Annotated in this window: 22 protein-coding genes; 12 read left to right on the plus strand and 10 right to left on the minus strand. The window is 72.6% G+C overall.

All coding sequences use genetic code 11. The features are described 5' to 3' along the window. Positions 1-780: a hypothetical protein gene (locus WME89_RS17430; RefSeq protein WP_438010256.1), complete on the minus strand. Its 780-nt coding sequence runs from the start codon at positions 778-780 to the stop codon at positions 1-3. Between WME89_RS17430 and WME89_RS17435 the strand changes: the two genes are divergently transcribed. The 3 genes from WME89_RS17435 to WME89_RS17445 all read left to right on the plus strand — a co-directional run bounded on the left by WME89_RS17435 (position 763) and on the right by WME89_RS17445 (position 6,684). Next, entirely contained in the window at positions 763-1,635 is an 873-nt protein-coding gene (locus WME89_RS17435; RefSeq protein ID WP_438010257.1) for a hypothetical protein, read from the plus strand. The genes WME89_RS17430 and WME89_RS17435 overlap by 18 nt on opposite strands. A 163-nt stretch (positions 1,636-1,798) precedes the next feature. After that, positions 1,799-2,692 (plus strand): fibro-slime domain-containing protein, encoded by an 894-nt coding sequence (locus tag WME89_RS17440; protein WP_438010258.1) that lies wholly within the window; start codon positions 1,799-1,801, stop codon positions 2,690-2,692. A 365-nt stretch (positions 2,693-3,057) separates the two neighbouring features. Next, entirely contained in the window at positions 3,058-6,684 is a 3,627-nt protein-coding gene (locus WME89_RS17445) for a protein kinase domain-containing protein (protein ID WP_438010259.1), read from the plus strand. A gap of 21 nt (positions 6,685-6,705) precedes the next feature. On the opposite strand, the gene WME89_RS17450 is transcribed toward WME89_RS17445, so the two are convergent. Then, on the minus strand, positions 6,706-8,709 hold the full coding sequence (locus tag WME89_RS17450; RefSeq protein ID WP_438010260.1) for a PAS domain S-box protein: 2,004 nt from the start codon (positions 8,707-8,709) through the stop codon (positions 6,706-6,708). Positions 8,710-9,146: 437 nt separating this feature from the next. On the opposite strand from WME89_RS17450, the gene WME89_RS17455 reads away from it, so the two are divergent. Continuing rightward, positions 9,147-9,839, plus strand: a complete 693-nt coding sequence (locus WME89_RS17455; RefSeq protein ID WP_438010261.1) for a hypothetical protein — start codon at positions 9,147-9,149, stop codon at positions 9,837-9,839. 230 nt (positions 9,840-10,069) lie between these two features. Here WME89_RS17455 and WME89_RS17460 read toward each other — a convergent pair whose 3' ends face one another. Continuing rightward, positions 10,070-13,615, minus strand: a complete 3,546-nt coding sequence (locus WME89_RS17460; protein ID WP_438010262.1) for a protein kinase domain-containing protein — start codon at positions 13,613-13,615, stop codon at positions 10,070-10,072. A 126-nt stretch (positions 13,616-13,741) separates the two neighbouring features. Between WME89_RS17460 and WME89_RS17465 the strand changes: the two genes are divergently transcribed. The 4 genes from WME89_RS17465 to WME89_RS17480 all read left to right on the plus strand — a co-directional run bounded on the left by WME89_RS17465 (position 13,742) and on the right by WME89_RS17480 (position 16,257). Further along, positions 13,742-13,993 carry a MoaD/ThiS family protein gene (locus WME89_RS17465; protein WP_437930824.1) on the plus strand — a complete coding sequence of 84 codons (252 nt, stop codon included), beginning with the start codon at positions 13,742-13,744 and terminating at the stop codon, positions 13,991-13,993. Between the two features lie 19 nt (positions 13,994-14,012). Next, positions 14,013-15,125, plus strand: a complete 1,113-nt coding sequence (locus WME89_RS17470) for a GTP 3',8-cyclase MoaA (RefSeq protein ID WP_438010263.1) — start codon at positions 14,013-14,015, stop codon at positions 15,123-15,125. 125 nt (positions 15,126-15,250) lie between these two features. Further along, complete coding sequence (gene moaC, locus WME89_RS17475) at positions 15,251-15,766, plus strand: cyclic pyranopterin monophosphate synthase MoaC (protein WP_437310503.1); 516 nt, start codon at positions 15,251-15,253, stop codon at positions 15,764-15,766. After that, a complete protein-coding gene (locus WME89_RS17480) occupies positions 15,763-16,257 on the plus strand; it encodes a molybdenum cofactor biosynthesis protein MoaE (RefSeq protein WP_438010264.1) in 495 nt (164 codons plus the stop codon). Before moaC ends, WME89_RS17480 begins: the two co-directional genes overlap by 4 nt. A gap of 72 nt (positions 16,258-16,329) precedes the next feature. Here the strand turns inward: WME89_RS17480 and phoU are convergent, their stop codons facing one another. The 7 genes from phoU to WME89_RS17515 all read right to left on the minus strand — a co-directional run bounded on the left by phoU (position 16,330) and on the right by WME89_RS17515 (position 23,289). Next, a complete protein-coding gene (gene phoU, locus WME89_RS17485) occupies positions 16,330-17,055 on the minus strand; it encodes a phosphate signaling complex protein PhoU (RefSeq protein WP_438010265.1) in 726 nt (241 codons plus the stop codon). A gap of 17 nt (positions 17,056-17,072) precedes the next feature. Beyond that, positions 17,073-17,933, minus strand: coding sequence for a phosphate ABC transporter ATP-binding protein PstB (pstB, locus tag WME89_RS17490; protein ID WP_438010266.1), 861 nt, complete (start codon positions 17,931-17,933; stop codon positions 17,073-17,075). Positions 17,934-17,942: 9 nt separating this feature from the next. Then, positions 17,943-18,854: a phosphate ABC transporter permease PstA gene (gene pstA, locus WME89_RS17495; RefSeq protein WP_438010267.1), complete on the minus strand. Its 912-nt coding sequence runs from the start codon at positions 18,852-18,854 to the stop codon at positions 17,943-17,945. Continuing rightward, positions 18,851-19,813, minus strand: a complete 963-nt coding sequence (gene pstC / locus WME89_RS17500) for a phosphate ABC transporter permease subunit PstC (protein WP_438010268.1) — start codon at positions 19,811-19,813, stop codon at positions 18,851-18,853. The genes pstA and pstC overlap by 4 nt, the downstream gene beginning before the upstream one ends. A gap of 98 nt (positions 19,814-19,911) precedes the next feature. Continuing rightward, entirely contained in the window at positions 19,912-21,021 is a 1,110-nt protein-coding gene (gene pstS / locus WME89_RS17505) for a phosphate ABC transporter substrate-binding protein PstS (protein WP_438010269.1), read from the minus strand. Positions 21,022-21,107: 86 nt separating this feature from the next. After that, the gene (locus WME89_RS17510) at positions 21,108-22,586 is read right to left on the minus strand and encodes an ATP-binding protein (protein ID WP_438010270.1); all 1,479 of its coding nucleotides are present in this window, start codon (positions 22,584-22,586) and stop codon (positions 21,108-21,110) included. A gap of 7 nt (positions 22,587-22,593) precedes the next feature. Next, complete coding sequence (locus WME89_RS17515) at positions 22,594-23,289, minus strand: response regulator (protein WP_437665831.1); 696 nt, start codon at positions 23,287-23,289, stop codon at positions 22,594-22,596. 355 nt (positions 23,290-23,644) lie between these two features. On the opposite strand from WME89_RS17515, the gene ndk reads away from it, so the two are divergent. From ndk to dapE, 4 genes are read left to right on the plus strand one after another with little or no spacing between them, the layout of a single operon-like run. Beyond that, positions 23,645-24,079: a nucleoside-diphosphate kinase gene (gene ndk / locus WME89_RS17520; RefSeq protein ID WP_437514627.1), complete on the plus strand. Its 435-nt coding sequence runs from the start codon at positions 23,645-23,647 to the stop codon at positions 24,077-24,079. Then, the gene (locus WME89_RS17525) at positions 24,079-24,957 is read left to right on the plus strand and encodes a hypothetical protein (RefSeq protein ID WP_438010271.1); all 879 of its coding nucleotides are present in this window, start codon (positions 24,079-24,081) and stop codon (positions 24,955-24,957) included. The genes ndk and WME89_RS17525 overlap by 1 nt, the downstream gene beginning before the upstream one ends. 42 nt (positions 24,958-24,999) lie before the next feature. Next, positions 25,000-25,869 (plus strand): 2,3,4,5-tetrahydropyridine-2,6-dicarboxylate N-succinyltransferase, encoded by an 870-nt coding sequence (locus tag WME89_RS17530; protein WP_438010272.1) that lies wholly within the window; start codon positions 25,000-25,002, stop codon positions 25,867-25,869. After that, complete coding sequence (gene dapE / locus WME89_RS17535; protein ID WP_438010273.1) at positions 25,866-26,969, plus strand: succinyl-diaminopimelate desuccinylase; 1,104 nt, start codon at positions 25,866-25,868, stop codon at positions 26,967-26,969. The genes WME89_RS17530 and dapE overlap by 4 nt, the downstream gene beginning before the upstream one ends. Positions 26,970-26,981: the final 12 nt, after the last annotated feature.

Consider the following 26,981-nt stretch of genomic DNA (forward strand, 5'->3'; position numbering starts at 1 on the left):
TCACGGACGGAGCTGGGCCACGCGGTACTGGCCTGTGCCGAGCGGCGCGGTGCGGAGGATGTCGTCGACCGCCGCGTCGGCCGCGCCGGCGAGGCCGTCGAGCAGCGCGGCGAGACGATCGTGCTGCTCCGGCGTGAACGGGGGCATGCCGAACCGCGACCGCACGCCCGCGAGGCGCAGCGCGAGGCCGGCGCCGTCCTGATAGCCGGCGATCCAGGGGCCGCGGGCGAGCTCGTCGTAGATGCGCCGGAGCCGCGCCTCGAAGGCGGCGCGGTCCGCGAGCGCGCCGGCGGGTGAGGGGGCGTCGGCGGGCGCGCCGGCGGGGGAGGGCGCGCGCCGGAGGAAGTGGTGGATGGAGGCCGCCGTCTCGCCTGGCGCGCCGTCGACGGCCGCGAGGCCGGCGCGGAGGGCCTCGAGGGCGGGCGCGAGGCCGGTCCGGCGCAGGAGGGCGCCGTCGAGGCACATCTCCCAGAGCACGTGGGCGAAGAGCCCGAGCCGCGGCGCGCCGAGCGAGGCGCCGCGCAGCGCCTCGGCGAGGCGGCGCTCCCCCTCGACGAACACGGGCGCGGCGTGGAACCAGCGGTCGAGGGCGACGTGGTGATCGATGCCGGCCAGGACCTCGGCGAGGCGGGGCGGCAGGGCGGCGGGGCGCTCGGCTGCCCGCGAGGGCCTCACGCGCCGGTCGGCCATGCGCCAGAGGTCCGGGAGCATCGCTCCTGCGCCCGCGGCGACCGAGCCGAGGTCGCGCGCCGCGAGGTGGCGATGGAGCAGGAAATTCATGTGTTCAGGATGGCGCCGCCGCCCATGGCGGTCGACGGTAAACCGATGCGGCGCTCCCTGCCTCGCCTCTCGCTCTTCGAGTGGAACGACTCGCCGTGGGCCCCCGGTCCGCTGCGCGAGCTCATCATCGAGTCGCTGAGCCGGACCATCCGGTGGGGCGGCATGTTGCGCGGTCTGATCGAGCCGTTCCGCGGCTTCCTCGCCGCCTCCGGGGCGACCGAGGTGATCGAGCTCGGCGCGGGCGCGGCCGGGCCGTCGGAGGTGCTCATCGGCGAGCTCCTGCGCGCCGGCACGACGCCGCCGCGGTTCGTGCTCACGGATCTCCTGCCGCAGCCGGAGGCGTGGGCGGAAGCCGCCGCGCGGCACCCGTCGTTCGTCGCCTTCGAGCCGTCGCCCGTGGACGCGACGCGCATCCCGCCCGCGCTCGCCGAGGGCCGCGCGCGGCTGATGATCAACGCGTTCCACCACTTCTCTCCCGAGCTCGCGCGCGCCATCCTCGCGGACGCGGCGCGCGGCTCGTCCGGCATCTTCCTGTCCGAGGGGTTCGAGCGGAACCCGCTCGGGTTCCTGCCGATGGTCCCGGTCGGCGTCGCCGCGCTCGCCGCGAACCCGCTGCTCACGCGCCGCTCCCGGGCCGCCAAGGCGTGGCTCACGTGGGCGACGCCGATCGCCGCCGCGGCCAGCGTGTGGGACGGCCTGGTGAGCACGCTCCGCGTCTACTCCGAGGCCGAGCTGCGGGAGATGGTCGCCCCGCTCGGCGACGCGTTCACGTGGGAGTACGGTACCTACAGATTCCCACTCCGTGGGGAGGGGTACTACTTCTACGGCGTCCCTGCGCGGCGATCGCAGGCGTGAGCTGCGGCGCCCGAGGGCGCTCGGATATCGGTCCGCTCTCTGAAAAAAAACTGACCCGTTCGACGCACCCCCGCGCACCGGGGAGGACATCGGCGGCGTGGCGTCTCCGACGTCGTTCCAGGCGGACTCGGTGGCTTTTCCCGCTCAGGAAAAGGGGCAAGACATGATGGCTTATCGGCGGACCATGGTGGCGGTCTCGGCGCTCGTGGCGCTCGTGGCGACGACCGCGTGCGGAGGGGGGAGCGGCGACGCTGGCTCGGAGGGCGACGGGTCGGCGAACGGCGACGGGTCGGTGAACGGCGACGGCTCGGCGAACGGCGACGGGTCGGCGAACGGCGACGGGTCGGCGAACGGCGACGGGTCGGCGAACGGCGACGACTTCGGGGGAGATCTCGGTGGCGGCGTCGGCGGCGACCCGAGCGCGGGTGGCGACGCCTGCGGCAGCGATCTCATCGCGATCGTGCGCGACTTCAAGGATTCGCACCCGGATTTCGAGGCCCGGCCCGGGGAGGACCGGGGCATCGTGGAGGCTCAGCTCGGCCCGGACGGCAAGCCGGTCTATGCGGGCGGCAGCGAGGGCACGTTGACCACGACCGGCAAGGAGGCCTTCGATCAGTGGTTCCGCGACGTGCCCGACGTGAACACCGCCATCCAGATATCCATCTCGCTCACGGACAACGGGAACGGCACGTCCACGTACGACGATTCCGACTTCTTCCCGATCGACGACATGGGGTTTGGCAACGAGGACCGGAGCCACAACTATCACTTCACGCTCGAGCTCCACACCACGTTTGAATACAAGGGTGGCGAGGTGTTCACCTTCTCGGGCGACGACGACCTCTTCACCTTCATCAACGGCCGCCTCGCGATCGATCTGGGCGGTATTCACAAGCCGGAGAGCGCGACGATCGACCTCGACGCGCGCGCGCAGGAGCTCGGCATCACCCCGGGCAACAAGTACGCGCTCGACTTCTTCTTCGCCGAGCGCCGTACGACCGAGTCGAACTTCCGCATCGACACGTCCATCGGTTGCTTCACCCCGGTCGTCAACTGAGCTCGGTCGTCCGCGGGCCCGGCGCGACCTGAGCCCACAGCACCCTTCATTTCCCACCGTCCGCGTTCCTCGGCTCACCGCCCCGCCCGCGCCGTATCCCCCCAGCAGCTCGCGCCGACCCCCCCTTTCCCCCCTGGAGCGGCCGTCGAGGGGAGGTGCGGGGCGGGGCGCGCGTGGGGACGGGCCGCTGTCCGAGCACATCTTTGCCGCTCGTGTCTCCCTCGCGCAGCGAGGGAGACACGAGCGGCCCTTGCGAGTTCGGCGGGGCCCCCACGCGCGCCCCGCCCCGCACCTCCCCTCGACGGCCGCCTGGCCGCCGCTGCCACCTTGCTCGTGGTTCGTCGCAGCAGGTAGCCTAGGCAACGATGCAGGCCAGCGACCCGTTCGGCTGGGTAGGGTCGATAATCGACGGCCAGTTCGCCGTCGAGGCGCTGGCTGGCGAGGGCGCTTTCGGCGTCGTCTACAGGGCCCGGCACCTCGGCTTCGACGCCCCGGTCGCCGTCAAGTGCCTCAAGATCCCGACGGGCCTGAGCCCTGATCAGCAGGACGCGTTCCTCGCCAAGTTCCGCGAGGAGGCGCGCCTGCTCCACCAGCTCTCGCGACGGACGATGGGCATCGTCCAGGCGCTCGACATCGGCGCCGCCGCCGCGCCGAACGGGCCGTGGACGCCGTACATCGTGATGGAGTGGCTCGAGGGCGAGACGCTGGAGCAGGACCTCAAGCGCCGCCGCGCCCAGAACCTCCCGCCGAGGAGCTTCGCCGACACGCTCAAGCTGCTCGCGCCGGTCGCGTCCGCGCTCGCCGTCGCCCACGACGGCAACGTCTCTCACCGCGACGTCAAGCCGGCCAACCTGTTCCTGCTCGGCGATCGCATGAAGGTGCTCGACTTCGGGCTCGCCAAGGTCTTCGCCGAGACACCGAAGTTCGCCGAGGCGCTCGTGCAGACGGGACGAACGTTCCGCGCGTTCACGCCGCAGTACGGCGCGCCGGAGCAGTTCAGCCCGCGGTTCGGCGCCACCGGACCGTGGACGGACGTCTACGCGATGGCCCTCATCCTCATCGAGGTCGCGAGCGGCCATCCCGCCCTCTCCGGCAGCGACGTGATCCAGCTCTTCGTCTCGTCGAGCGACGAGGCGCTCCGGCCGAGCCTCCGCGGCCGCGGGGTGAACGCGAGCGTCGACGTCGAGGCGGTCCTCGGCCGCGCGCTCGCGATCCACCCCTCGCAGCGGTTCCACAACCTCGGCGAGATGTGGTCCGCCCTGGAAGCCGCCCAGCGCGCGAGCGTCGTCGTGGTGGCGCGCGACACCCTGCGCGCGCCCGCCTTCAGCCCGGACGCGGCCGACGACGACGACGAAGGGCTGCTCGATTTCGCCGCCGTCCACCTGCCGCCGCTGCCGCCGCCGCCGTCGCTATCGGTCCCGCCGCCGTCGCCGCGGCCGGCGTCGCTGCCGCCGCCATCGCCGCCGCGGTGGGCGCCGGAGAGCAGCGGCGTGAGGGGGACCGTGAGCCCCGACCGCAGCCCGTCGAGAGGCCGCGCCGTGGCGCCGTTCGAGGGCGGGGAGCACCGGGTGTGCACCGTCCTGTTCGCCGACCTGTCCGAGGCGACCGCGCTCTCGTCGCGGCTCGACCCCGAGGACGTCAAGGACGTCGTCGACCGCTGCTACCAGGTGCTCGCGGAGCACGTCGAGCGGATGTACGGCGTCGTCGAGCGGCCCATCGGCGGGCGCGTCATGGCCGTCTTCGGCGTCCCTCGCTCGACCGACAACGACGCCGAGCGGGCGATCGTCGCCGCGCTCGGCGCGCAGGCCGCGATCCCGCGCCTGGCGCTGCCGCGCGCGGCGCGATCGGTGCACCTCTCGGTGCGGATCGGGATCACGACGGGGCGGGTCTTCGTCGGCGCCGCGGGCTCGTCGCGCCAGGATCTCGCCGTCATCGGCGACGCGGTCGACGGCGCCGCGCGCCTCCAGCAGAGCGCGCCGCGCGGCGCGATCGTGATCGGCCGCGACACGCACCGGCTCGTCCTCGGGCGGTTCCGGGTCGAGCCGTTCGAGGGGGGCGCCGCCGCGGGCAGGGCGGCGCCGGAGTCCTCCGCGCGCGGCGCGTCGCCGCCGAGCTACCGCGGCGCGTCGCCGCCGAGCTACCGTGGGGCGTCGCCGCCGAGCTACCGCGTGCTCGGCGAGGGCCCGCCCCACCACGCGCCCGCGCCGCCCGATTTCCACGGGATCGCGACGCGGCTCGTCGGGCGCGGCGCGGAGATGCAGCGCCTGCGCGACCTCGTCGAGACCGCGTTCCACGAGCGCCGGCCGCGGCTGGTCACGCTGGTCGGCGCGCCGGGCGTCGGCCGGACGCGGATGCTCACCGAGCTCTTCGCGGGCCTCCGCGGCGGCGCGCCGGAGGGCGGCGCGCCCGCGTCCGAGCACGGCCCCGCGTCCGCGTCGCCCGGCGAGCCGTTCGTCCTCTCGGCGCAGTGCTCGGCGCTCGCGCGCGAGACGAGCTACGGCCTGGCCGGCGCGCTGCTGCGCCGGTGGTTCGGGATCTACGAGGCCGATCCGGCCCAGGTCATCCTGCGCAAGCTGCGCCGCGGCCTGCGCTGGCTCCGGCTGCGCGCCGCGCGCGCGCGCGCCCGCGCCGAGCGGGAGGCCGCCGGCGCCGGGACCCGCGCCGCGCTCGGCGGCGCGTCGCCCGTCGTGACCCGCGCGTCGTCCGTCCCCCTGCGCGGGCCGATCAGCTCGACCGTCACCGGGCGCAGGGGGCCCGGCGCCGTGCGGTACGAGGACGACGACGAGCTCGATCCCTCTCCGTCGCTGGCGAGGCCGCTCGGCTCGAGCGATCTCGACGACATCCTCGCCCGGCTGGCGGCGATCCTGGGCGCGCGGCCTGCGCCCGCCGGGCTGCTCGACTCCGCGGCGCGCGGCAGCGTCCTGGCGAAGCGCCGGATCACCTCCGCGCTGGCGCACCTCATCACGTTCGCGCTCGAGCGGACACCGATGGTGATCATCTGCGACGACCTCCAGTGGGCCGACGACGCGACGCTCGATCTCCTCGAGGAGCTCGTGGCGCACGCCGAGGGGCTGCCGCTCTGCGTCGTGTGCGCCGCGCGCCCCGAGCTCTACGAGCGCCGCCCGGACTGGGGCATCGCCAAGGAAGCCTACGTCCGCGTCGACGCGCTCCCGCTCGCGCGGCGTCACGCGGAGGAGATGATCCGGGATCGGCTCCGCTGCGTCCCCGAGCTCAACCCCGAGGTCGTGCGCGCGCTCGCCGAGCGCGCCGAGGGCAACCCGCGCACCGTCGAGGAGATGCTCCAGCACCTCGTGGACGCCGGCTCCATCGAGGCCGAGGGGGGCGCGTGGCGCGTCCGCGAGGACGGGCTGGGCACGCTGAGCTTGCCGCCGACGGTGCACGGCCTGGTCCAGGCCCGCCTCGATCGGCTCGACGCCGACGCGCGCGGGCTCCTCGCGCAGGCCGCCGTCGTCGGCCGGACCTTCTGGGAGGGCGCGGTCGAGCGGCTCCGGAACGACGCCCCGCAGGCGCGCTCGCCGATGTCGAGCGAGCGCATCCTCGCGGAGCTCCAGGATCTCGATCCGCCGTTCTCGGTGCGCCACGGGGCCGGCGCGTCCACCGCCGAGCTGCTCGCGCGCCTCTGCGAGCGCCAGCTGATCCGGCTCCGCTCGCCGGCGACGTTCCCGGGCGAGCGCGAGTACGTCTTCGCGGAGCAGGCGACGTGCGAGGTCGCCTACGAGACGTTGAGCCTCAAGATCCGGCGGCGGATCCACCTGCTCGTCGCCGACTGGCTCGAGCACCGCGCGCCGGGCGACGAGTGCGCCGCCCTCCTCGCCCACCACTACGAGCGGGGCGGCGATCTGCGGGCGGCGGCGGCGGCGTACGCCCGCGCCGCGACGTACGCGGACGCGATCGGCGAGGGCTCCGAGGCGGCGCGCCACGCGGCGCGGGCCCGGGAGCTCCGCGAGGAGATCGAGGCCGACGAGGCGTAGCGCGCGGCTCCGCCGGGCGCCTCAGCGCTTCCCGCGCCCCAGCCGCGGCAGCCGGGCGCCCGACACGCGCAGCGCGTGGCGCAGGGCGTCCTCGAGCTCGGCGAAGGTCTCGAACGTCCGCGCGTCGCTGCCGAGCTCCACGATCGCCTGCGCGACTCCGGGGGAGATCCCGGAGATGAGGCAGCGGCTGCCGAGCAGGCTCGCCGCCCGCGCCACCTGGAGCAGGTGGTCGACCGTCGGCGCGTCCACGTCCTCCACGCCGGTCAAGTCGAGCACGGCGAAGTGGGCCTGCGTGCGGACGACCTCCCCGAGCAGCTTCTCCATGATCTGCGTGGCCCGGCCGCTGTCGAGCGCGCCGATGATCGGCAGCACGAGGACGCCCTCCCACGCCTGGATGATCGGCGTCGAGAGCGCGCGGATCGCCTCCTGCTGCTGGCGCAGGACGCTCGCGGTCCGCTCGCGCTCGGCGTTCTCCTCGGCGAGCATCCGGTTCTTGCCTTCCAGCTCCTCGGCGTACGCCTCGAGGCGATCGATCGACTGGCGCAGCTGATCCTCGAGCCGCTTGCGATCGGTCGTGTCCCGCATCGTCACGGCCACGCCGCCCTGGATCGGCACGATCTGGTGGTGCACCCACGTACCCGGGCGCGACGCCTGGCCGGGCGGCGCCGGCAGGAGGATCTCCTCCTCGAGCGGCGTGCCCTTCCGGACGACGCGCAGGCACTTGTCGAGCAGGACGTCGGCCTCGACCGAGTGCTCGAGCTCCGAGAGGCGCTTGCCGAGGAGCTCCTCGCGGGGCATCGAGAGCATCGCCGCGGCGCGCGCGTTGAGCCCTGTGATCACGAGATCGGCGATCTCCTCGCTCTCGTCGCGCCGGGAGGTCATCGTGAGGAACGCGTCCATGCTGGCCTCGACGGCCGCGTGGAACCGCGCCTCGGTCTGCCGGCGCTGCTCCTCGGCGTGCCGGCGGTCCGTGATGTTCTCCGAGACGATGAGCGCGTTCGCGACCTCGCCGGCGCCCGGGATCGCGCTGACGTGGTTCGCGTACCACGCCCGTCCGCCGTTCGCCCCGGCGCCGACGACCTCGTAGTGCGCCCGGCCGCCGGTCGTGAGCACGGCCTCCAGCGCCTGCCTCACCGTGTCGTGGTACTCCGGCGCCGTGAAATCGTAGAGGCTCCGGCCGAGGAGGCTCTCCATGGAGACCCCGGGGTACGACCGGTTCGCGGAGACGATCCGCCCGTCCTTGTCGACGACGGTCAGGTAGTGCGGGATGCCCTCGTACAGCGCCCGCAGCTTCTCTTCGGACTCGCGGAGCGCCAGCTCGGCGCTCTTGCGCCGCGTCACGTCGCGGGCGACGAAGTAGACGAGCCCCTCGTCGAGCGCGAGCATCGCGTTCCACTCGAGCCACCGGTACGAGCCGTCCTTGCAGAGGAAGCGGTTCTCGTAGGTGAGCGTCTGCGCGCCCGTCGAGAACGTATCCGTCTCGGAGAGGGTCCGCGTCTTGTCTTCGGGGTGGATGAAGTCGAGGTAGGGGCGCGCCATCAGCTCCTGGCGGCTGAACCCGAGCGTGCGCTCCCACGACGGGCTGAGCTCCTTGAAGCGCCCGTCGAGCGTCGCGATGCCGAGCATGTCGACGGCGAGCGCGTAGAGCCGCCGCTGCTCCTTGTCCTCCTCGTGCACGACGGCGCGCAGGATCGGCGCGACGCTGTCGGGGAGGGCGAGCCGCGCGAGCTGCGTGTCGGCCACGATGAGGCCTCCGCCGGGGCGCCGGTAGAGCCAGCGGAACCGCTGCGGCTCGCCGCGGCTCGCGGCGTCGATCCGCTGCTTCAGCCCTCCGGCGGAGTCTTGCCCATCGGGCTGGAGGAGCGGCGAGAGGTCCGCGAGCGCGCGCCCGAGGAGGCCGTCCGCGGTGCCCGAGAACAGCCGCGTCGCGCTCGGGTTGGCCTCGATCACGCGGCCGCCCTCGAGCAGCAGGAGCGCGTCCTCGGCGGCCTCGAACGCGGCGCGGTAGAGATCGCGCTGGCTCATGGTCGGCGCTCCCTACCGCCACGCGCGCCACGCTGCCGGACCGTCCTCACGAGCTCGCTCGCCAATCAGCACCTCGAGCGGTCGCCGTCCCGACCGCTCGGTCGCTGCCGCCAGCCGCCCATTGTGCAGGAAGCCTCGGTGGAGGTCCATGTGCCCGCGAGGCGGTGCTGCTCGCGCGGCCTTGCGGCTGCCGATCGCGTGGCCGCGCGGCTCGGCGCGTGCCGCACGGTTCCGTCGGGCTGCACGGCTCGGCGCATGCCGCCTGCTGCGGCGACGGCTGCCCGGCCGTCGCTGTCGCGGCTGTGGTCTGCCTATCACCTGCCCCTGACGACCTCTCGCGTGGCGCGTGCGTCGTGGTAGCGTTGACCTGTGTCGCAGCGGATTCCTTCTGCACGGCCTGCCGGAGCGGAGCCAGCGCGCGGCGCGAGGGGAGCGCGATGATCTCCGAGGCGTGCGGGCTCTGTGCCTGGCCGGCGAGCCTCGTGGTCGAGGACGTGCAGCGGCACAAGAGCGCGCTCATCAGCGTGGCGCTGCAGATGCGCGCCGAGAACAAGGAGCCGCTTGCGCGCGTGGCCTTTCGGGGAGCGCTCTACTGGCAGCGGTGGCTGCTGACGAAGGAGCCGGGGCTTCACGAGGAGGCCCGCGTCGTCTCCGGGCTCGAGTTCGCCCGCGAGGCTGGCGACTGGAAAGAGGCCGATCTGCTCGTCGCCCATGCGGACAGGTCGGCCGCGCTCGCGGCGCTGCCGTTCGTCGAGCACTGGAAGCAGCTTGTCGCGGAGCACCTGCCGGAGCAGGTCAGCGACGAGCATGAGCTCGAGGAGGCGTTCCAGGAGTTCCGGCGTCACCCCAGCGAGCAGGCCGCGGACGGGGTGCGGCGTTGCGCGACGGCGATCGCGCCGCTTGGCTCGCCGGTCCCGGTGCACACCATCCTCGGGAAGGTCTCGACGGATCTAGGCCAGACCGAGGAGGCCGAGTTCCACCTCGCCGCGCTGGTCGTCTGCCGGCCGCTCTGGATCCCCTACGTCGTGCAGCTGGCCGAGCACCAGGCGAAGCTCGATCTCCCGCGCGCCCTCCGCACGATCGAGGCCGCTCGGCGCCTCTTCGGTCCCGACTTCTGGCTCCCTCTTTGAGCGGGACTCGTCCGCTTCGGATACGGGCCCACCTCGACGTTTTCGGTGCTCAGCGCACAGGAGTGCGCTTGCGCGCCGAAAACGCCGATCTGGGCCCGTCTCCTGTGCGGACGAGCCCCGCTCGGCGACGCGCTGCCGGCTGGAAATTCGGTGACTGATCACCCCCACCCGGTCCACGCCAGCCCTCGCGGTCGGAGTCAGCGCTCCTCTCGAGCGTAAGCCGTCAGCCCTCAGGCGGGCGCCAGGGTGCGCATCCAGCCGCTGATCCGCGTCCCCGCCGGCTTGGGCCAACCCATCCTCGCGAACCGCTCGAGGAGCTGCGGCGTGTGATCCCCGGTCCGGCTGTCCTTGAAGGACGCCCGCGCCGCGTCGAGCTCCCGCGCCGCCTCGTGGAACCGCCCCTCGTGGTAAGCGAGCCACGCGAGCGTCAGGTGCCGGTGCTGCCGGGGCTCGGCCTCGGCGAGCGCCACCGCCTCGCAGGCGACGAGGTGCTCGCGCGCCTGCTCCGCGTCCCCACGGTGGAGCGAGATCTGCGCGAAGAGCAGCCGCGCCTCGACGAGGCCCCACGGGTCCGCCAGCGTCTCGTAGAGCCTGCCGGCCGCGAGCGCGTGCTCCTCGGCGAGTTCCGGCGCGCCCGCGTCGAGCGCGACCATCGAGAGGAGCCGCTCGCACCCCGCCTCGCCGCGCGGGTTCGCCAGATCGCGGAAGCTCTGCCGCGCCGCGATCGCGCCGGTGCGCGCCGCATCGAAGCGGCCGAGGCGGTGCTCCACGTGCGAGAGCGTCAGCTCGCACTGCGCGAGCCCGAGCCGGTAGCCGATCGCGTCGAAGTCGGCGCGCGCCGTCGTGAGCAGCGCCCGCGCCGGCTCGGCGAGCGCCCCGGCCTGCTCGACCATGCTCTGCAGGAGCAGGCACTGCGCCCGGCCGAGTCGATCGCCGACCTCCAGGAACCGCGCCTCCCCCGACGCGAGCACCGCCCGCGCCCGCGCGTGCTCGCCGAGCTGGAAGTCGATCTCCCCGAGCAGCACCTCGCACTGCGCCTGCCCGTGGCGGTGGCCGATCTCGTCGAAGATCGTGTGCGCGCGCGCGACGAGCCGCCGCCCCTGCGCCTCGGCGCCGACGTCCGACGCGATGTGCCCGAGCAGCCGCAGGCAGTGCGCCTGGTTCTCCCGGTCGCCGGCGTGCTCGAAGATGCGGCGCGCGTCCTCCGCGTCGCGCCGCGCCTCGTCGAGCCTGCCCGCCAGCCGCAGCGCCTCGGCCCGGAAGCGCAGCTGCGTCCCGAGCCGCGTCCCCGTCAGCACGGGCCGCGTCTCCACGCCGCCCCTGAGGCCCGGGCGCGAGTCGCTGCCCCCGGGCAGCTTGCCGTCGAGCACGGCGAGATCGCGCAGCGTCGCGGCGATGTCGCGCGAGCTCTGCCAGTGCGCCGCCACGTGCGCGTGCATGAGCGCCGCCGCCTCGTCCGTGTCGCCGGCGCGCATCAGGCTCACCACCCGGTGCCGGAGGATGCGGCGGCTCGACGCCGCCGGGTGTGCGCCGAGCGCGTCGGCGGCGGCGCGGAAGACGCGCGCCGCGTCCAGCTCGAGGAAGAGCTGCGAGAGCAGGTGCTCCTGGAGCAGCGCGTGCGGCCAGCGGAGGCGATCGCCCACGGCGAGGAGGATCTGCGCGCGCTGCATCGCCGCGATCGCGCGGTCCGCGGGGATGTCGAGCGAGGTGAGCATCTCGCGCAGGATCTCGCGCCGGATGTCGCCGCCGAGCGCGGCGGCCGCGCGCGCGCCGGCCCGCAGCTCCTCCGGGAGCGCCGCGAGCCGCTCCTCCCAGAGGTCGGCGGTGGTCGCCGCCTGCACGGCCATCGACCCCCTCGGCACGAAGTACTTGCCCGCGCGGAGCTGGAGGTGGCCGCCGCCCGCCCACGCGTGCAGGAGCTGCAGCGCGAAGAGCGGGTTGCCCTTGCTCCGCGCCGTCGCCGCCTCGGCCGCCGCGTCGTCGAGCGGCAGCGTCTCCCGCAGCAGCGCGTGCGTCTGCACCGGGTTCAGCGGGGCGACGTCGAGCCGCTCCCCGCCGTACGCCGCGAGCGCGCCCTCCAGCCGCTTCGCCGCCACCGGATCGCACTCGACCGCCTCGCTCCGGACGGTCGCCACGACGAGCAGCCCGAGGTTCGGCGCGTCGCGGTGGAGCGTGAGGAGCCCCTCGAACGTCGTCGACGAGGCGTAGTGCAGGTCGTCGAGCCAGAGCAGCACGGGCCGGTCGCGGCCGATCCGCTCCAGCGTCTTGCGGATGATCAGCCAGCGGAGCTCCGGTCGATCCAGGCGGAAGCGCTTCCCCGTCGGGCCGACCGCCTCGCTGCCGGGGGGCGACGGCTTGATCCACTCGGCGGTCGCGGCGACCCACGTCTTGCCGACCTCGTCCTCGGGCGGGACCTCCCAGAGGTTCATCAGGACCTTCTCGACGATCTCGCGCTCGGCCCGCTCCAGCCGGTAGTGCTGGGTCACCGCGCCGAGGACGCCGTCGAGCGGCGCCGCGATGCGCCGGTAGCGCGCGCGCAGCGGCACCATCAGCGCGCGCTCGTGGACCTCCTCGCAGAGCCACTCGGCCAGCCGGCTCTTGCCGACGCCGGCCTCGCCCGCGAGCAGGACGAACCGGTGCATCGCCTTCGGCGCGTCGACCATCTCGGCCACGACCTCCATGAGCCGCGCCCGCTCGCCGGTGCGCGCGACGAACGGGCTCGGCCGGAGGGCGAGCAGGCCGGTGGTCGTCACGGACGGCGGCGGGTCGTCGTCTGGAGGCTCGATCAGCTCGGGCGTCAGCAGCTCCTTGCGGCTCGGGGGCAGCCGCCCGCTCGTGAGCAAGGCGATCGGCAGCGGCGTCGCGGCCACGTTCACGTCGCTGCGCGGCTCGAACCGCTTCCACACGCGCCGCGCGTCGCCCGCGAAGTCGAAGCGGTGCCACGGCCGCTTCGCGAGCAGCCGCTTCGCGAACTTCGCGACGTCGCCGGGCACCTCCGGGGGCAACGGCAGATCCGGGATCGGCGCGCTCCGGTGCTGCTGGAGCAGCTCGTCGTTCGAGCCGTCGTAGACCTCGCCGCCGGCGAGCAGGGCGTAGAGGATGCAGCCGAGCGCGTAGAGGTCCGTCGCAGACCCGACGTGGGGCGCCGCGAAGCGGATCTGCTCCGGCGCCATCCAGCCCGGCGTGCCGGCGCCCCACCGCACGGTCGGCTCGCTCTCCCGGGAGCCGTCGAGCCGGTGATCGATCCGGTCCTGGATGAGCCAGGCGAGCCCGAGATCGAGCACGTGCACGATCGGCGGCTCGCCGCCGTGCTGCAGATCGACGAGGACGTTCGAGGGCTTCAGATCCCCGTGGATCACGCCGCGCGCGTGCGCGTGCGCCAGCGCGCCGAGGACCTGGTCGATGACGCTCCAGATGATCGGCCAGGGCAGCGGGTCCTCGAGCCGGGCGAGGTAGAGCCACTCGTGGAGCGACCTCCCTGGCACGGCGTCCATCACGAGGTACGGCGTCCCGTTGGCGAGCGCCCCGAAGTCGCGGGCCTTCACGAGCGCCGGGTGCGACAGCCCGGCGAGCGCCCGGGCCTCCTCCTGGAACCACCAGGCGTCCTCGGGCCGCGCGGCCGCGCCTGGCCGGTCGAGGAGCTTCACGGCGACGCGCTCGTCGATCACGAGATCCCGGCAGAGATAGACGACGCCCATGCCGCCGCGCCCCAGCTCGCGACGGACCTGATAGCGACCGGCCAGGATGGTGCCCGGTAAAAAGCCTTCTTCGGACATGGCAGTGAGCGGTCCGATGATAGCCGTGCCGGCCGTGCCCGGTAGGCTCATCTCGCGGGGGCCTCCCCGGGGCGCTCGGCCCCAGTTCGTCGTGTCGCGGCAGCGCAGCGATGCTAGGTTCCGCCCATGGATGCCGCTGTTCGCGTGCTCGCATTCGCAGGTGCGAGAGATGTTCTCGGCGCCGGAGAAGTCGCGCTGCCGCTCGCTGGCCCCTGTACGGCGGCGGAGCTCCTGGAGCACGTGTGCGCCCGATATCCTGGGCTCGCTCCCTACAAGGGATCGATCCGGGTGGCGGTGAACGGCACCTATGCGACGCCGAGCGATCCTGTAGGTTTCGGCGACGAGGTAGCGCTCATCCCGCCTGTGGCGGGCGGCTAGCGGAGCCGCGAGGGACAGCATGGCTTCATCGACTGGCCTCGACCCGGCGCCCATTTCCATCGACACATCGGCCCTGCGGCGGCGCTCGTTGCCGCTCCTCGGCGGCGGAGACGCCCCGCGCCGGGCGGCCGCGATCCCGTACCGGGACGTCGATGCGCCCGGCGCGCAGCCGAGGCCCGCGCCGCGGAGCGTGCGCATCTCGGTCACGGACCGGTGCGACTTCGCCTGCACCTACTGCCGCCCGTCCCGCCACGACGGCTACACCGACGGCCGGCTGATGACGTCCGCCTGGCGCACCATGTTCGAGGCGTTGCGCGACGCCGGCATCCGGCGGGTCCGCTTGACCGGCGGCGAGCCGCTCCTCCACCCCGAGATCGTCTCCATCGTCGCGTGCCTCGCCTCGCTCGGCTTCGAGGATCTGGCCCTCACGACGAACGCGTCGCAGCTCGCGCGGCTCGCCGGGCCGCTGCGCGACGCCGGGCTGCACCGCCTGAACGTCTCGATTGACACCCTCGATCCCCAGCGTTTCCGCGAGGTGACACGCGGCGGCGAGCTCGCCCGGGTGCTGGAGGGCCTCGGCGCCGCGATCGCGGCGGGCTTCTCCGGCATCAAGCTGAACACGGTCGTCCTCCGCGGCGTGAACGATGACGAGATCGAGCGCATCACGCTGTGGGCCTGGGAGCTGCGGATGATCCCGCGCTTCCTCGAGGTGATGCCGATCGCCGAGGGCGCCAGGCTCGTCGGCGAGCACCTCGTCACGGCGGCCGAGATGCGGGCGCGCCTCGCCGAGCACCTCCTCCCGGACGAGGCGGTCACCGACCCGGGCCTCGGCCCGGCCAGGTACGTCCGTGCCCGCCACGACCCATCGCTCCGCGTCGGGTTCATCACGGGCACGAGCGACACGTTCTGCGAGAGCTGCGACCGCCTGCGCGTCTCGTCGACGGGCGTCCTCCGGCCGTGCCTCGCCACCGACGATGGGGTCGACGCCTCGCGCGAGGCGAAGATCGGCGATCACGCGGCGATCCGCCAGCGCCTCGACGAGGCGTGGCGCCTGAAGCCGGACGGTACGGTCTGGAAGGGCTGCACCGAGGAGACGGCGTCCTCGGTGTCGATCCGCGCGATCGGCGGCTGACGCGGTGCCTCATGCGGTGCCTCATGCGGTGCCTCATGCGGTGCCTCATGCGGTGACTGACCGGCGCCGCCCGGGGACACGGTTCGGCTTCCGGTCCCGCGGGCTGCCGTGTCAGATTCCCGGGGATGTCGCGAACCCCTGATCGCCCCGGCGAGGGCCAAGCGCTCTCGACCCACCTCTCCCCGAGCGGCGAGGCCCGCATGGTGCCTGTCGAAGGCAAGCCGGTCACGCACCGCCGCGCTGTCGCGTCGGGCGCTGTGCTGATGCGCCCCGAGACGATCGCCCGCGTCGCGCGCCACGACGCGCCGAAGGGCGACGTGCTGGCCGCCGCGCGGATCGCGGGGATCATGGCGGCGAAGCGCACGCCCGAGCTCATCCCCCTCTGCCACGGGATCGCGCTCACGCACGTGGCGGTCGAGCTCGACGTGGACGAGCCTTCCGCGGCGATCCGGGTGACGGCCGCGGCGGAGGCGCTCGATCGCACCGGGGTCGAGATGGAGGCGATGGTGGCGGTGAGCGCCGCGTGCTTGACGATCTACGACATGCTCAAGGGGATCGATCGGGAGATGGTGATCTCGGAGATCAAGCTCCTCGAGAAGAGCGGGGGCCGCTCCGGCCATTTCCAGAGGAGCGCGCCGTGAGCCGGATCCGCACCGAGCCGCTCCGCCTCGACGAGCTCATCGCCGCCGTGTCCCACCCCGGCGCGGGCGGCATCGCCACGTTCCTCGGCGTGGTTCGCGACGTGAACGACGGCCGGTCGGTCACGCTGCTCGAGTACGAGGCCTACGGGACGATGGCCGAGGCCGAGCTCGAGCGGATCCTCGCGGAGCTCGCCGCGGAGATCCCGGGCGTGCGCGTCGCCGCGACGCACCGGGTCGGCGCGCTCCACATCGGCGACGCCGCCGTGGCCTGCGCCGCGAGCGCGCCGCACCGGGGCGAGGCCTTCCGCGCGTGCCGTCTGCTCATCGACCGCATCAAGGCGCGCCTGCCGATCTGGAAGCGCGAGCACGGCCCGGACGGCCCTTACTGGGTCGGATGGGAGGACGCCCGCTGCGGCGGCGAGCACGGGCCCGAGGAGCACCACGGCCACGCGCACGGCGGCTCGGCGCCCCCGGGCAGCGTGGGCGCCTAGGGGCTGTCGATCGGCGGCGCGGCGCGCCTGTCGATCGGCGGCGCGGCGCGCCCCCGGGTAGCGCCCAGGCGCCTAGCGCAGCCGCAGGCCGGGCGGCGGCGGCGTGGAGAGCGGGTCGTTCTCCTTCAGGCGGTTGTTGTGCCGGATGTCCGTCCCCTTCACGAGGAAGACGACCGACTCGGCGATGTTCATCGCGTGATCGGCGATGCGCTCCAGGTACTTCGCGATCGACTGGATCCGCGTGGCCCTGAACACGGTGCTCGGGTCGCGGCTCATGGTCAGGAGCACCTCCTGGAAGATGCGGGCGTAGTGCTCGTCGATCACGTCGTCGCGCGTGAGCAGCTGCTTCGCGCGCTCGCAGTCGCGGGCGACCAGCGCGTCGAGCGCCTCGTGCACCACCTCGATCGCCTCGTCCGAGAGGCCCTGCAGCTCCGACGCCGGCGCGAGCGGCGGCTCCTCGTTGAGCTCCTGCACCCGCTCGCAGACGTTCACCACGAGATCGCCGATGCGCTCCAGGTCGGTGACGATCTTGAGCGCCGTGGTGACGAAGCGCAGGTCGGACGCGACCGGCTGGCGCGTCGCGAGGATGCGCATACAGAGCTCGTCGACCTCGCACTCCAGGCTGTTGATCCGCCGGTCGAGCCGGATGGTCGCCTTGGCGAGGCCCGTGTCGCGCGTCGAGAGCGCGGTCGAGCCCTTCTGGATCATCTCCTCGACCAGGCTGCCCATCAGCAGCAGCTTCTCTCGCAGCGTGCGTAGCTCGTGCTCGTAGACCTTGCTCGTGTGCGACGTCGGCATGAATCTCCCCATTCCCCTCAGCCGAACTTACCTGTGACGTAATCTTCGGTCTTGTTTTCCTTGGGGTTGGTGAAGATTGTCTGTGTTCTGTCGAACTCCACCAGATCCCCCATGTAGAAGAAAGCCGTGTAGTCAGAGCACCGCGCGGCCTGCTGCATGTTGTGCGTGACGAGCACGCAAGTATATCGCTGCTTCAGCTCGTCGATGAGCTCCTCGATGCGCGCGGTCGCGATCGGGTCGAGCGCTGAGCACGGCTCGTCGAGCAGGATGACCTCGGGCTCGACCGCGAGCACGCGCGCGATGCAGAGCCGCTGCTGCTGGCCGCCGGAGAGCGAGAGGCCGGACTGGTCGAGCTTGTCCTTCACCTCGTCCCAGAGCGCGACCTGGCGCAGGCACTTCTCCACGAGGCCGGTCGCGTTCTTCACCGAGATGCCGTTCAGCTTGTGGCCGGCCAGGACGTTCTCGCGGATGGACATGGTGGGAAACGGGTTGGGCTTCTGGAACACCATGCCGACCCGGCGGCGCAGCCGCACCGGGTCCACGGCCTTGTCGTAGATGTTCACGCCATCGATCATGACGGAGCCCTTCGCCGTGGCCCCGGGCACCTGCTCGTGCATCCGGTTGAGACAGCGCAGGAACGTCGACTTGCCACATCCGGACGGGCCGATGACCGCAGTGACATGGCCATCCGGGATGTTCAACGTGATGTCGTGGATCGCATGGAATTTATTGAAATAAGCGTTCAGCCTGGTGACGCTGATCTTCGCGGGCGGCGCGTCGGCCTCTGGCTCGACGGAGCGGCGGTCGGCGCCGTCCGGGTCGAGCCCTCGGCGAAGCTCGCCGGTCTGTGCATTGCGCGGTGAGTTAAACGAGCTCATCGAGTGCCTTTAACGCGCCTTGACGCTGCGAGACGTGGCGATGCGGGCGAGCAAATTCAAGAAAAACACGATGGCGATCAGCACGAGCGCGCCGGTCCAGGCCTCCTGCTGCCACTGGGGGTAGGGCGATGTCGCGTTGCGCCAGATCTGCACGGGCAGCGAGGCGATGGGACGGTCGATGGCGACGCTCCAGTACTGCGAGCCCAGCGCGGTGAGGAGGACCGGCGCTGTCTCGCCGGCGATGCGGGCGACGGCGAGCATCACCCCGGTGCCGATGCCGGGAGAGGCCGTCCGGAGCACGACGAAGAGGCTCGTGCGCCACTCCGGGACGCCGAGGGCGAGCGACGCCTCGCGCAGGTGGGGCGGCACGAGCTTGAGCAGCTCCTCCGTCGTGCGGGTCACCGTCGGGAGCATGACGATCGCGAGCGCGATGCCGCCGGCGAGCGCGGAGAACCGCTTCATCGTGACCACGACGAGCGCGTAGACGAACACGCCGATGGTGATCGAGGGGACGCCGCCGAGCACGTCCGCGATGAACCGGATCGCGCTCGCGAGCTTGCCCCGCCCCATCTCGGCCAGGTAGATGCCGGCGAGGATGCCTGTCGGCAGCCCGATGCCGGAGCCGATGGCGACCAGGATGAGCGTGCCGACGACGGCGTTGCCCATGCCGCTCCGCGCGTCGCCGACCGGCTTCGGGAGCTGGGTGAAGAAGTCGAGGGACAGCCCGCTGACGCCCTTGCTGACGACGTAGAGGAAGATCAGAAAGAGCGGGATCAGGACGACGACGGAGCTCGCGACGCAGAGCCCTTCGAAGAAGTATCCGCGGGCGCGGCGCAGGCTTTCGCCCGGCGCGGGTGCGAGCAGCGTGCGCCGGGGGGCGCCGGAGGGGCTCGCGAAGGGGGGAGGGGTCTCGCTGCTCATGCGCGTTGCTCCAGCTTGCTCTTGGTCGAGCTCACGAGCCACCGGGCGAAGAGGTTGAGGAGAAGGGCCACTCCGAAGAGGAGCAGCGCGATCTGGGACAGGGCCGACACGTACATGTCGCTGGTCGCCTCGACGAACTCGTTCGCGATGACGCTCGCCATCGAGTACCCGGGGTGGAAGATCGATGCGCTCACCTTCGGGACGTTGCCGATCATCATCGTGACCGCCATGGTCTCGCCGAGCGCCCGGTTCAGCCCGAGGATGATCGCCCCGATGATGCCCGAGCGCGCGGACGGCAGGACCGCGTAGCGGATGGTGTCCCAGGCGGACGCGCCGAGGCCGACCGCCGCCTCGCGGTGCAGCTGCGGGACCGCCTGCATCACCTCGCGCGACACCGAGGTGATCGTGGGCACGATCATGATCGCGAGGATGACGCCCGCGGCGAACATGCCGAAGCCGAGCGGCGGGCCCTCGAAGAGGGGCACGTAGCCGAAATATTTGATGATGACCGGCTCGACGCTGTCCCTGAGCCAGGGGCGGAGCACGGCGATGCCCCAGAACCCGTAGACGACGCTCGGGATCGCGGCGAGCAGCTCGACCATGAAGCCGAGCGGCTTGCGGATCCGGTGGGGCGCCAGATCCGACATGAAGATCGCGAGGCCCAGCGAGACGGGGACCGCGATCGCGATCGCGATCAGCGAGGTGACGACGGTGCCGTAGACGAACGGCAGCGCCCCGAACTGCTCGCGCGCGGGGTCCCACACGCTCCCGGTGAGGAACCCAAGGCCGAACTTGTCGATCGCGAGCCGCGATGACCGGACGAGCTCCAGCACCATCAGCGCGGGCACCGCGAGCACCGTCAGGCCGAACACCGTCAGGATCGCGCGGAACGCTCGGTCCGCGCCGCGGGTCCCGCGCGCCGTGTCGCCCCCTTGCGCGGACGAGGCAGCTTGTTGCATCGGAACTTCTACCGTGCTCATGACCTACCTGCACGCACCGCAGCGGCGCACGGCGGAGACCGCCGATGGCGCCGCTGGCGGGCCTTCCTTCGGGGTTGCTATGGGGCGAGCAGGGGCTTGCCGTCAGGACCCACCAGCGCGGCGAGCTTCGCGTTGACCTTCTCCACGACGGCCGCGGGCAGCGGCGCATAGTGGAGGTCGTTGGTGAACTTCTGGCCGTCTCGCACAGCCCACTTCATGAAGCTGGCGAGCACCTTCCCCTTCGCGAGATCCTTCTGCTCCTGGTACGCGAGGAGGTAGGTGAAGCCGGCGATGGGGTATGCGTCCTCCCCCTCGGCGTCCACGAGCGAGATCCGGAGATCGTCCGGCATCCTCGTGGCGGCGCCGGCGCCGGCTGCCGTCGTGCTCTCGAGCGACGGCGCCACGAACTTGCCGCTCTTGTTCCTGAGCGACGCGAACGTGAGCTTGTTCTGCATCGCGTACGCGAGCTCGATGTAGCCGATCGCGGCGGGCGTGCTGGTGATGAGGGCGGAGACGCCGTCGTTGCCCTTGGCGCCGAGGCCACCCGGCCAGTTGACGCTGGTCCCGCTCCCGGGGCCGCTCTTCCACTCCGGGCTGACCGCGCTCAGGTAGTCGACGAAGATCTTGGTGGTCCCGCTGCCGTCCGAGCGGTGGACCGTCGCGATGTCCTTCTCGGGGAGCTTCACGTCCGGGTTCTCCTTCTGGATGGCCGGGTCGTTCCACTTCTTGATCTTGCCGAGGAAGATGTTCGCGGCCGCCTCCTGCGTGAGCTTCAGGCCCGACGGGACGCCCTCGAGGTTGTAGGTCAGCACGACCGCGCCAAGGCACGTCGGCAGGTGCAGGATGCCGGCCGCCTTCGCGAGCTGCTCCTCGGTCATCGGGGCGTCGGTGGCGCCGAAATCGACGGTCCGCTCGGTGATCTGCCGGATGCCGCCTCCGGAGCCGATGGACTGGTAGTTGATCTTGACCTTGGGGTTCGCTTTCTGGAACTCGGCGATCCACTTGGTATAAAGAGGGTACGGGAACGTCGCACCCGCGCCCGTCAGGGCGACTTCCCCGTCGGCGGTCGGCTGGGGCGCGGCGTTTTTATTCGCGCCGGGCAGCGAGCCGGTGTCCTGCGGGGCATCGGAGCGACCGCATCCAGCGGCCAGGAGGAACATCGTGAGGGTGAGCAGAATTCGAGCCATGCAACATCAGGCGTAATCGAGTTCTGTGACAGCCGCGTGACAGCAGGGTGGAACGGTGAGTACCGGTTTTTCCTGACTCTGCGTGGTCACGCCGCGCGCGAGAGACGGACGGTGAACTGGGTGCCGCGGCCGATGGCGCTCTCGACCTCGATCGAACCGTTCATCAGCTCGACCAGGTGCTTCACGATGGCGAGGCCGAGCCCCGTGCCGCCGAGGTCGCGCGAGCGGCCAGCGTCCACGCGGTAGAACCGCTCGAAGATGCGGCCCAGGTGGTGGGGCGGGATACCGGGGCCGTCGTCGGCGACGGCGATCGTCACCTGCTGGTCGAGCGAGCGCGCCTTGACGGTGACGTGGGCGCCCTCGCCCGCGTACTTGATGGCGTTGTCGAGCAGGTTCATGAGCACCTGCTCGAGCGCGCGGCGGTCGCACCGCGCGCGCGGGAGGGCGGCGGCGTCGACCGTCACCGTGACCCGGCGGCGGCGCGCCGCCTCGCCGAGCAGGTGCGTTACGTGGTCGATGGCGGGGGCTACGTCGAGCTCCGCCAGCGCGAGGCGGAAGTTCTTCGCCTCGATCTTCGAGAGGTCGAGCAGGTCGTCGACGAGGTGGCGGAGGCGCTTCGCGTGCCGATCGATCACGTCGACGAACTCGGCGGCCTCGTCGGGATCCTGGAGCGCTCCGAGCTGGAGCGTCTCGGCGGCCGTGCTGATGGCGGTGACCGGCGTCCGCAGCTCGTGGGACACGTTGGCGACGAAGTCGGTCCGGATCGTCTCCAGCCGCCGGAGATCGGTGACGTCGTGGAACACCGCGATGAGCCCCGGCTCGGCCGAGGCGCCGTCGTGATCCGGGCCGCGCGCGTCACGCCCGAGCCCCGCCGGGCTCTTCCGGCGCGACACGCGCACGAGCAGCCGCCTCGGCAGCGTCCGCCCGAGCTCGACCTCGACGTCGACAGGCTCGTCGCGCTTGCCGGCGAGCTGGATCGCCTCGGTGAGCCGCGCGTTCCGGATCGCCTCGATGACCGATCGGCCGAGCGCATCGTCGCCGAGCGGGGCCATCGCGCGCAGCGCCCGGTTCGCGAGGACGATCCGCCCGTCGCGATCGAGCACGAGCACGCCTTCGCTCATGCCGTCGAGGATGCCCGCGAGCAGGTCGCGCTCGGTCCGGACGTCGGCGATGGAGCGGGACAGCTCGCTCGTGAGGTGGTTCAGCGCGCGCGCGAGCTGCCGGAGCTCGCCCGAGCCGCGCAGGGGCGCGCGCGTCGACAGGTCGCCCTCGGACATCGCGAGCGCGAAGCGGGTCAGCCTCCGGATCGGGCGCGTGATGAAGAAGGTGGTGGCGGCGCCGACCGAGATGGCGACGACGATCACGGCGCCCATGCCGATCAGCATGGCGCGCCGCGAGCGCCAGAGGGCCGCGTCGACGGCGGCGCGCGGGCTGTGCTCCGCGAGCAGCGCCGCTTCCATGTCGCGCGCGGCGAGGCGCTCGACCGGGACGCCCGCGACGAGCAGGACGAACACCGTCGCCACGACGAGCTTCGCGCCGATGCCGAGCCGCCTCAGCGCGCGCATGACGGCACTACGCGACCTCGGGCTCGGCGCGGAACCGGTAGCCGACCCCGCGCACTGTCTCGATGTAGTCGCCCGCCGCCCCGAGCTTCTCGCGGACCCGCTTCACGTGCGTGTCGACGTTGCGCGAGGTGACGTCGACGTGCGACCCCCACACCTCGTCGAGCAGGAGATCGCGCGAGAGCACGCGGCCGCGGCGGTCGTGGAGCATCATGAGCAGGCGGAACTCGAGCGCCGTCAGCGCGATCTCGCTGTCCTGCACCCAGGCCCGGTGCGCGGCCCGATCGACCCGCAGGATCCCGAAGTCGAACTTCTCCGGGGCCGACGTGGGGCTCTCGGAGCGCTTCAGGATCGCCCGGGCGCGCAGGATGAGCTCTCGCACGCTGAACGGCTTGACGACGTAGTCGTCGGCCCCGAGCTCGAAGCCGACGATCCGGTCGATCTCTTCCCCCTTGGCCGTGACCATGATGACGGGGACCGCCGAGGTCTGCGGGTTCTGCTTGAGGCGGCGGCAGATCTCGGTCCCCGACATGTCCGGGAGCATCAGGTCGAGGAGGACGAGATCGAACCGCTCCTCCTTGACCGCGCGGAGCGCTGTCTCTCCGCTCCCGGCGGAGACGACATCAAACCCAGCCTGACGAAAGTTGTATGTGAGGACGCGCTGAAGGTCGCGCTCGTCCTCGACGATGAGCACGTGGCTCGGCATGGCCGAAGGATGTAGCAGCGCATTGTGACAGCTTGATGGCGATCTCGCGTGTCGCGCGTCGTCTCCACGAGATGGAATGGCGGTGAGCAGGAGGTGAAGAGAGAGGCCGAGGAAAGCGCAGAGAGGCGCGCGGGACGGCGGACAGGCCGATCCGAGGCGACGCAGAGGTGCCGCAGTGCAGCGCGGGCGCAGCCAGGACGTCCGCGGCGGCAGGCGGACGGGAACGACGAGATCGCGCGGGGGCGCTCGTGGCGCGGACGCAGCGCGCGGCGGCGCGGACGCAGCGCGCGGCGGCATCCCCGCTGGCGCGCGTGGCGCTTGCAAATCTCAGAGTTTTCGCCTAACTGGGCCGCCCATGGCCCTCGAACGAACCCTCTCAATCATCAAGCCTGACGCGGTCGAAAAGAACACGGCCGGCGCGATCATCGCCCGCCTGGAGAAGGAGGGCTTCACTGTCAAAGCGATGAAGCGCATCCACCTCACCCGCGCGGAGGCCGAAGGCTTCTACGCCGAGCACAAGGGGCGCGGCTTCTTCGACGAGCTCGTGACGTTCATGTCGCGCAGCCCCATCCTGGTGATGGCCCTCGAGCGCGAGGACGCGGTCGCCAAGTACCGCGAGGTCATCGGCGCGACCGATCCGGCGAAGGCGGCGGAGGGGACGATCCGCAAGCTCTACGGGGCGAACGTGGGCGAGAACGCGGTCCACGGCTCCGACAAGACGGCGACCGCGGCGCGCGAGATCGCGTACTTCTTCGCGGGTTACGAGGTCGCTCCGAGCGCGACGAACTGATGCTCGGCGAGCGGCTCGCGGCTGCGCTCGGCGCGGCGCGGGACGGCGCTGCAGGCATCGAGAGCTTCGCGCACCTGCTCGGCTCACGGCGCGTCGGGCCGCGCGGGGTCGCCCTCGCGCTGCCGGAGGTGTGCGAGGGGTGCGCGGCGCTCGTCTCTGCCCTCGACAGCCTCTCCGCGGCGGTCCGCGACGGCTTCGTCGAGACGGGCGACGCCGCGGCGGCCGACGCGGCGTGCGCCGTGCTCGGCCACGCGGGCGTCGAGGTCGCGCGCCTCACGGACGAGCTGTCGCGCGCCGCGGCCGGCGCCGCGCCGGGGCGCGCCCCCGTCCGCGGCCGCGGGGAGCGCGGCGGCGCCGAGCGCGGCATCGACGCGCGGCAGCGGCTCGCGCTCGAGGCGTCGGTGCGCAGGACGGCCCGGGAGCTGAGCGGCGCGCTGCGCCTGTCCGAGCTCGTGATGGCGACGCTCGAGCTGCGGCCGACGCCGCTCGATCTCATCGACGTGCTCCGCAACTGGAGCGCCACGGCGGCCGAGGGGCGGCCGGTCGTCGGCATCTCGGTCGTGTCCTCGGACGGCCGCGCCAACGAGGTGGAGGGCGACGTGCGCGCCGTGAGCGGGCTCATGGAGCTCGCCGTCGGCATGGTCGGCGCCGCCGGGGTCGCGAGCCCTCACCTCACCGTGTCTCGCCTGCCGGACGGGCGCTCCATCGTGCGGATCGCGGAGCGGAGCCCGCGCGAGGGGGCGCCGGCGGTCGCGCTCGACGTGGTGGTGCGCGACGGCGGCGAGCGCGCCGTCGCCGTGGCCCGCGTCGTCGCGCGCCGCGCGCGCATCGAGCTCGTCGAGGGGACCGGCGGCCGCGTCGTCACGATGACGTTCTGACGCCGGTGCCGGTGGTGGCGCGGCCGTGCTAAAGGCGGCGACATGGCCACCGATGAATCCTTGAAGTCCCTTGTTGAGGCGGCTTTCCGTGACCGCGAGCTCCTGCGCTCGCCCGCGCACGAGGCCGCGGTCCTCCGCACGATCGAGCGCCTCGATCAAGGCGAGCTCCGCGTCGCCGAGCGCGACAACGCCCCGCAGGCGGGCGGCGAGGGCGCGGCGGGCGAGGGCGCCGCGCACCGGTGGGTGACGCACGCGTGGATCAAGGAGGCGATCCTGCTCTACTTCGCGCTCCGCAGCATGAGCTTGATGGAGGTCGGCCCCTTCGAGTTCCACGACAAGATCCCGCTCAAGCGGGGGCTCGACAAGGCGGGCGTGCGCGTCGTCCCGCCGGGGACGGTGCGCTACGGCGCGTTCCTCGAGCAGGGCGCGATCGTCATGCCCGGCTACGTGAACATCGGCGCGTGGGTCGGCTCGGGGTCGATGGTCGACACGTGGGCGACGGTCGGCAGCTGCGCGCAGATCGGGCGCGGGGTCCACCTCGCCGGGGGCGTCGGCATCGGCGGGGTGCTCGAGCCCCCGGGCGCGCGGCCGGTGATCATCGAGGACGGCGCCTTCGTGGGCTCCCGCGTGATCGTGGTCGAGGGCGTCGTGGTCGAGGAGGAGGCGGTGCTCGGCGCGGGCGTGGTGCTCACCGCGTCGACGGCGATCCTCGACGTCACGGGGCCCGAGGTCGTCGAGCACCGCGGCCGGGTGCCGGCGCGCAGCGTCGTGATCCCGGGCACGCGGCCGAAGCGCTTCCCTGCAGGGGAGTTCTCGATCCCGTGCGCGCTCATCATCGGCAAGCGCAGCGAGGCGACCGACCGCAAGGTGTCGCTGAACGCGGCGCTGCGCGACTTCGCGGTGCCGGTGTGAGCGTCCGGCCCGACCGGGACGCGGCGGCCGATGCAGGCCTCGCGGACACGCTGCTCTGGCTGTGCTCTGTCCCTTCGCCCACGGGGGAGGAGCAGGCGCTCTGCGCGGAGGTCGCGGAGCGGCTCGGGCGGGCTCAGCTCGCCGCGCCGGTGCGCCGCCACGGCGACTCGCTGGTGGTGCAGGTGACCCAGGGCACGGGCGGCCCGAAGATCGCGCTGGCCGGTCACCTCGACGTCGTGCGCACCTCGCACGACGGGCCGCCGCGGATCGAGGGGGATCGCCTCTACGGTCCCGGCGCGAGCGACATGAAGTCCGGCCTCGCGCTGATGCTCGACCTCGCGGAGGGCGAGCGGAAGGACATCGCCGGGGTCGATCTGACGCTCGTGTTCTACGCGCGAGAGGAAGGCCCTTACCTGGAGAACGAGCTCGCGCTGGTGATCGAGCGCGAGCCGGCGCTCTGCGCGCTCGATCTCGCGGTGTGCCTCGAGCCGAGCGACAACAAGCTGAGCCTCGGCGCGAGCGGCTCGCTCCACGCGGGGCTGACGTTCCGCGGGCGCACGGCGCACAGCGCGCGGCCTTGGCAGGGCGAGAACGCCATCTACAAGGCCGGCCCGCTCCTCGTCGAGCTCGCCGCGCTCGCGCCGCGCGAGGTCGAGATCGACGGGTTCACCTACCGGGCCGTGACCACGGCGACGATGGCGCAGGGGGGGCGCGGGCGGAACGTCGTGCCCGACGAGTTCACGATGAACCTGAACCACCGCTTCCCGCCCGGAACATCGATCCAGGAGGCGCAGCGGACGATCGAGGCGCTCGTCGCCGGCCGCGCCGAGATCGCCTGGCGCGATCTCAGCCCCTCGGCGCCGCCGCACGCGTCGCACCCGCTCGTGGTGGCGCTGCGCGAGGCCGGCGTCGCCGCGGTGGAGCCGAAGCAGGCGTGGACTGACGTGGCCCGCTTCGCGGAGCTCGGCGTGCCCGCCGTGAACTTCGGCCCCGGCGAGAACGCCCAGGCGCACCAGCGCAACGAGTGGGCGTCGCTGCAGAAGCTGTCGGAGGGTCGCGCCATCCTCCGCCGCTGGCTCTCGGCGCTCCGGCCGGCCTGACGGCGCGTCGCC

It is taken from the genome of Sorangium sp. So ce321 (assembly GCF_051530195.1).
In the GTDB taxonomy this organism is placed as follows: Bacteria; Myxococcota_A; Polyangia; order Polyangiales; family Polyangiaceae; genus Sorangium.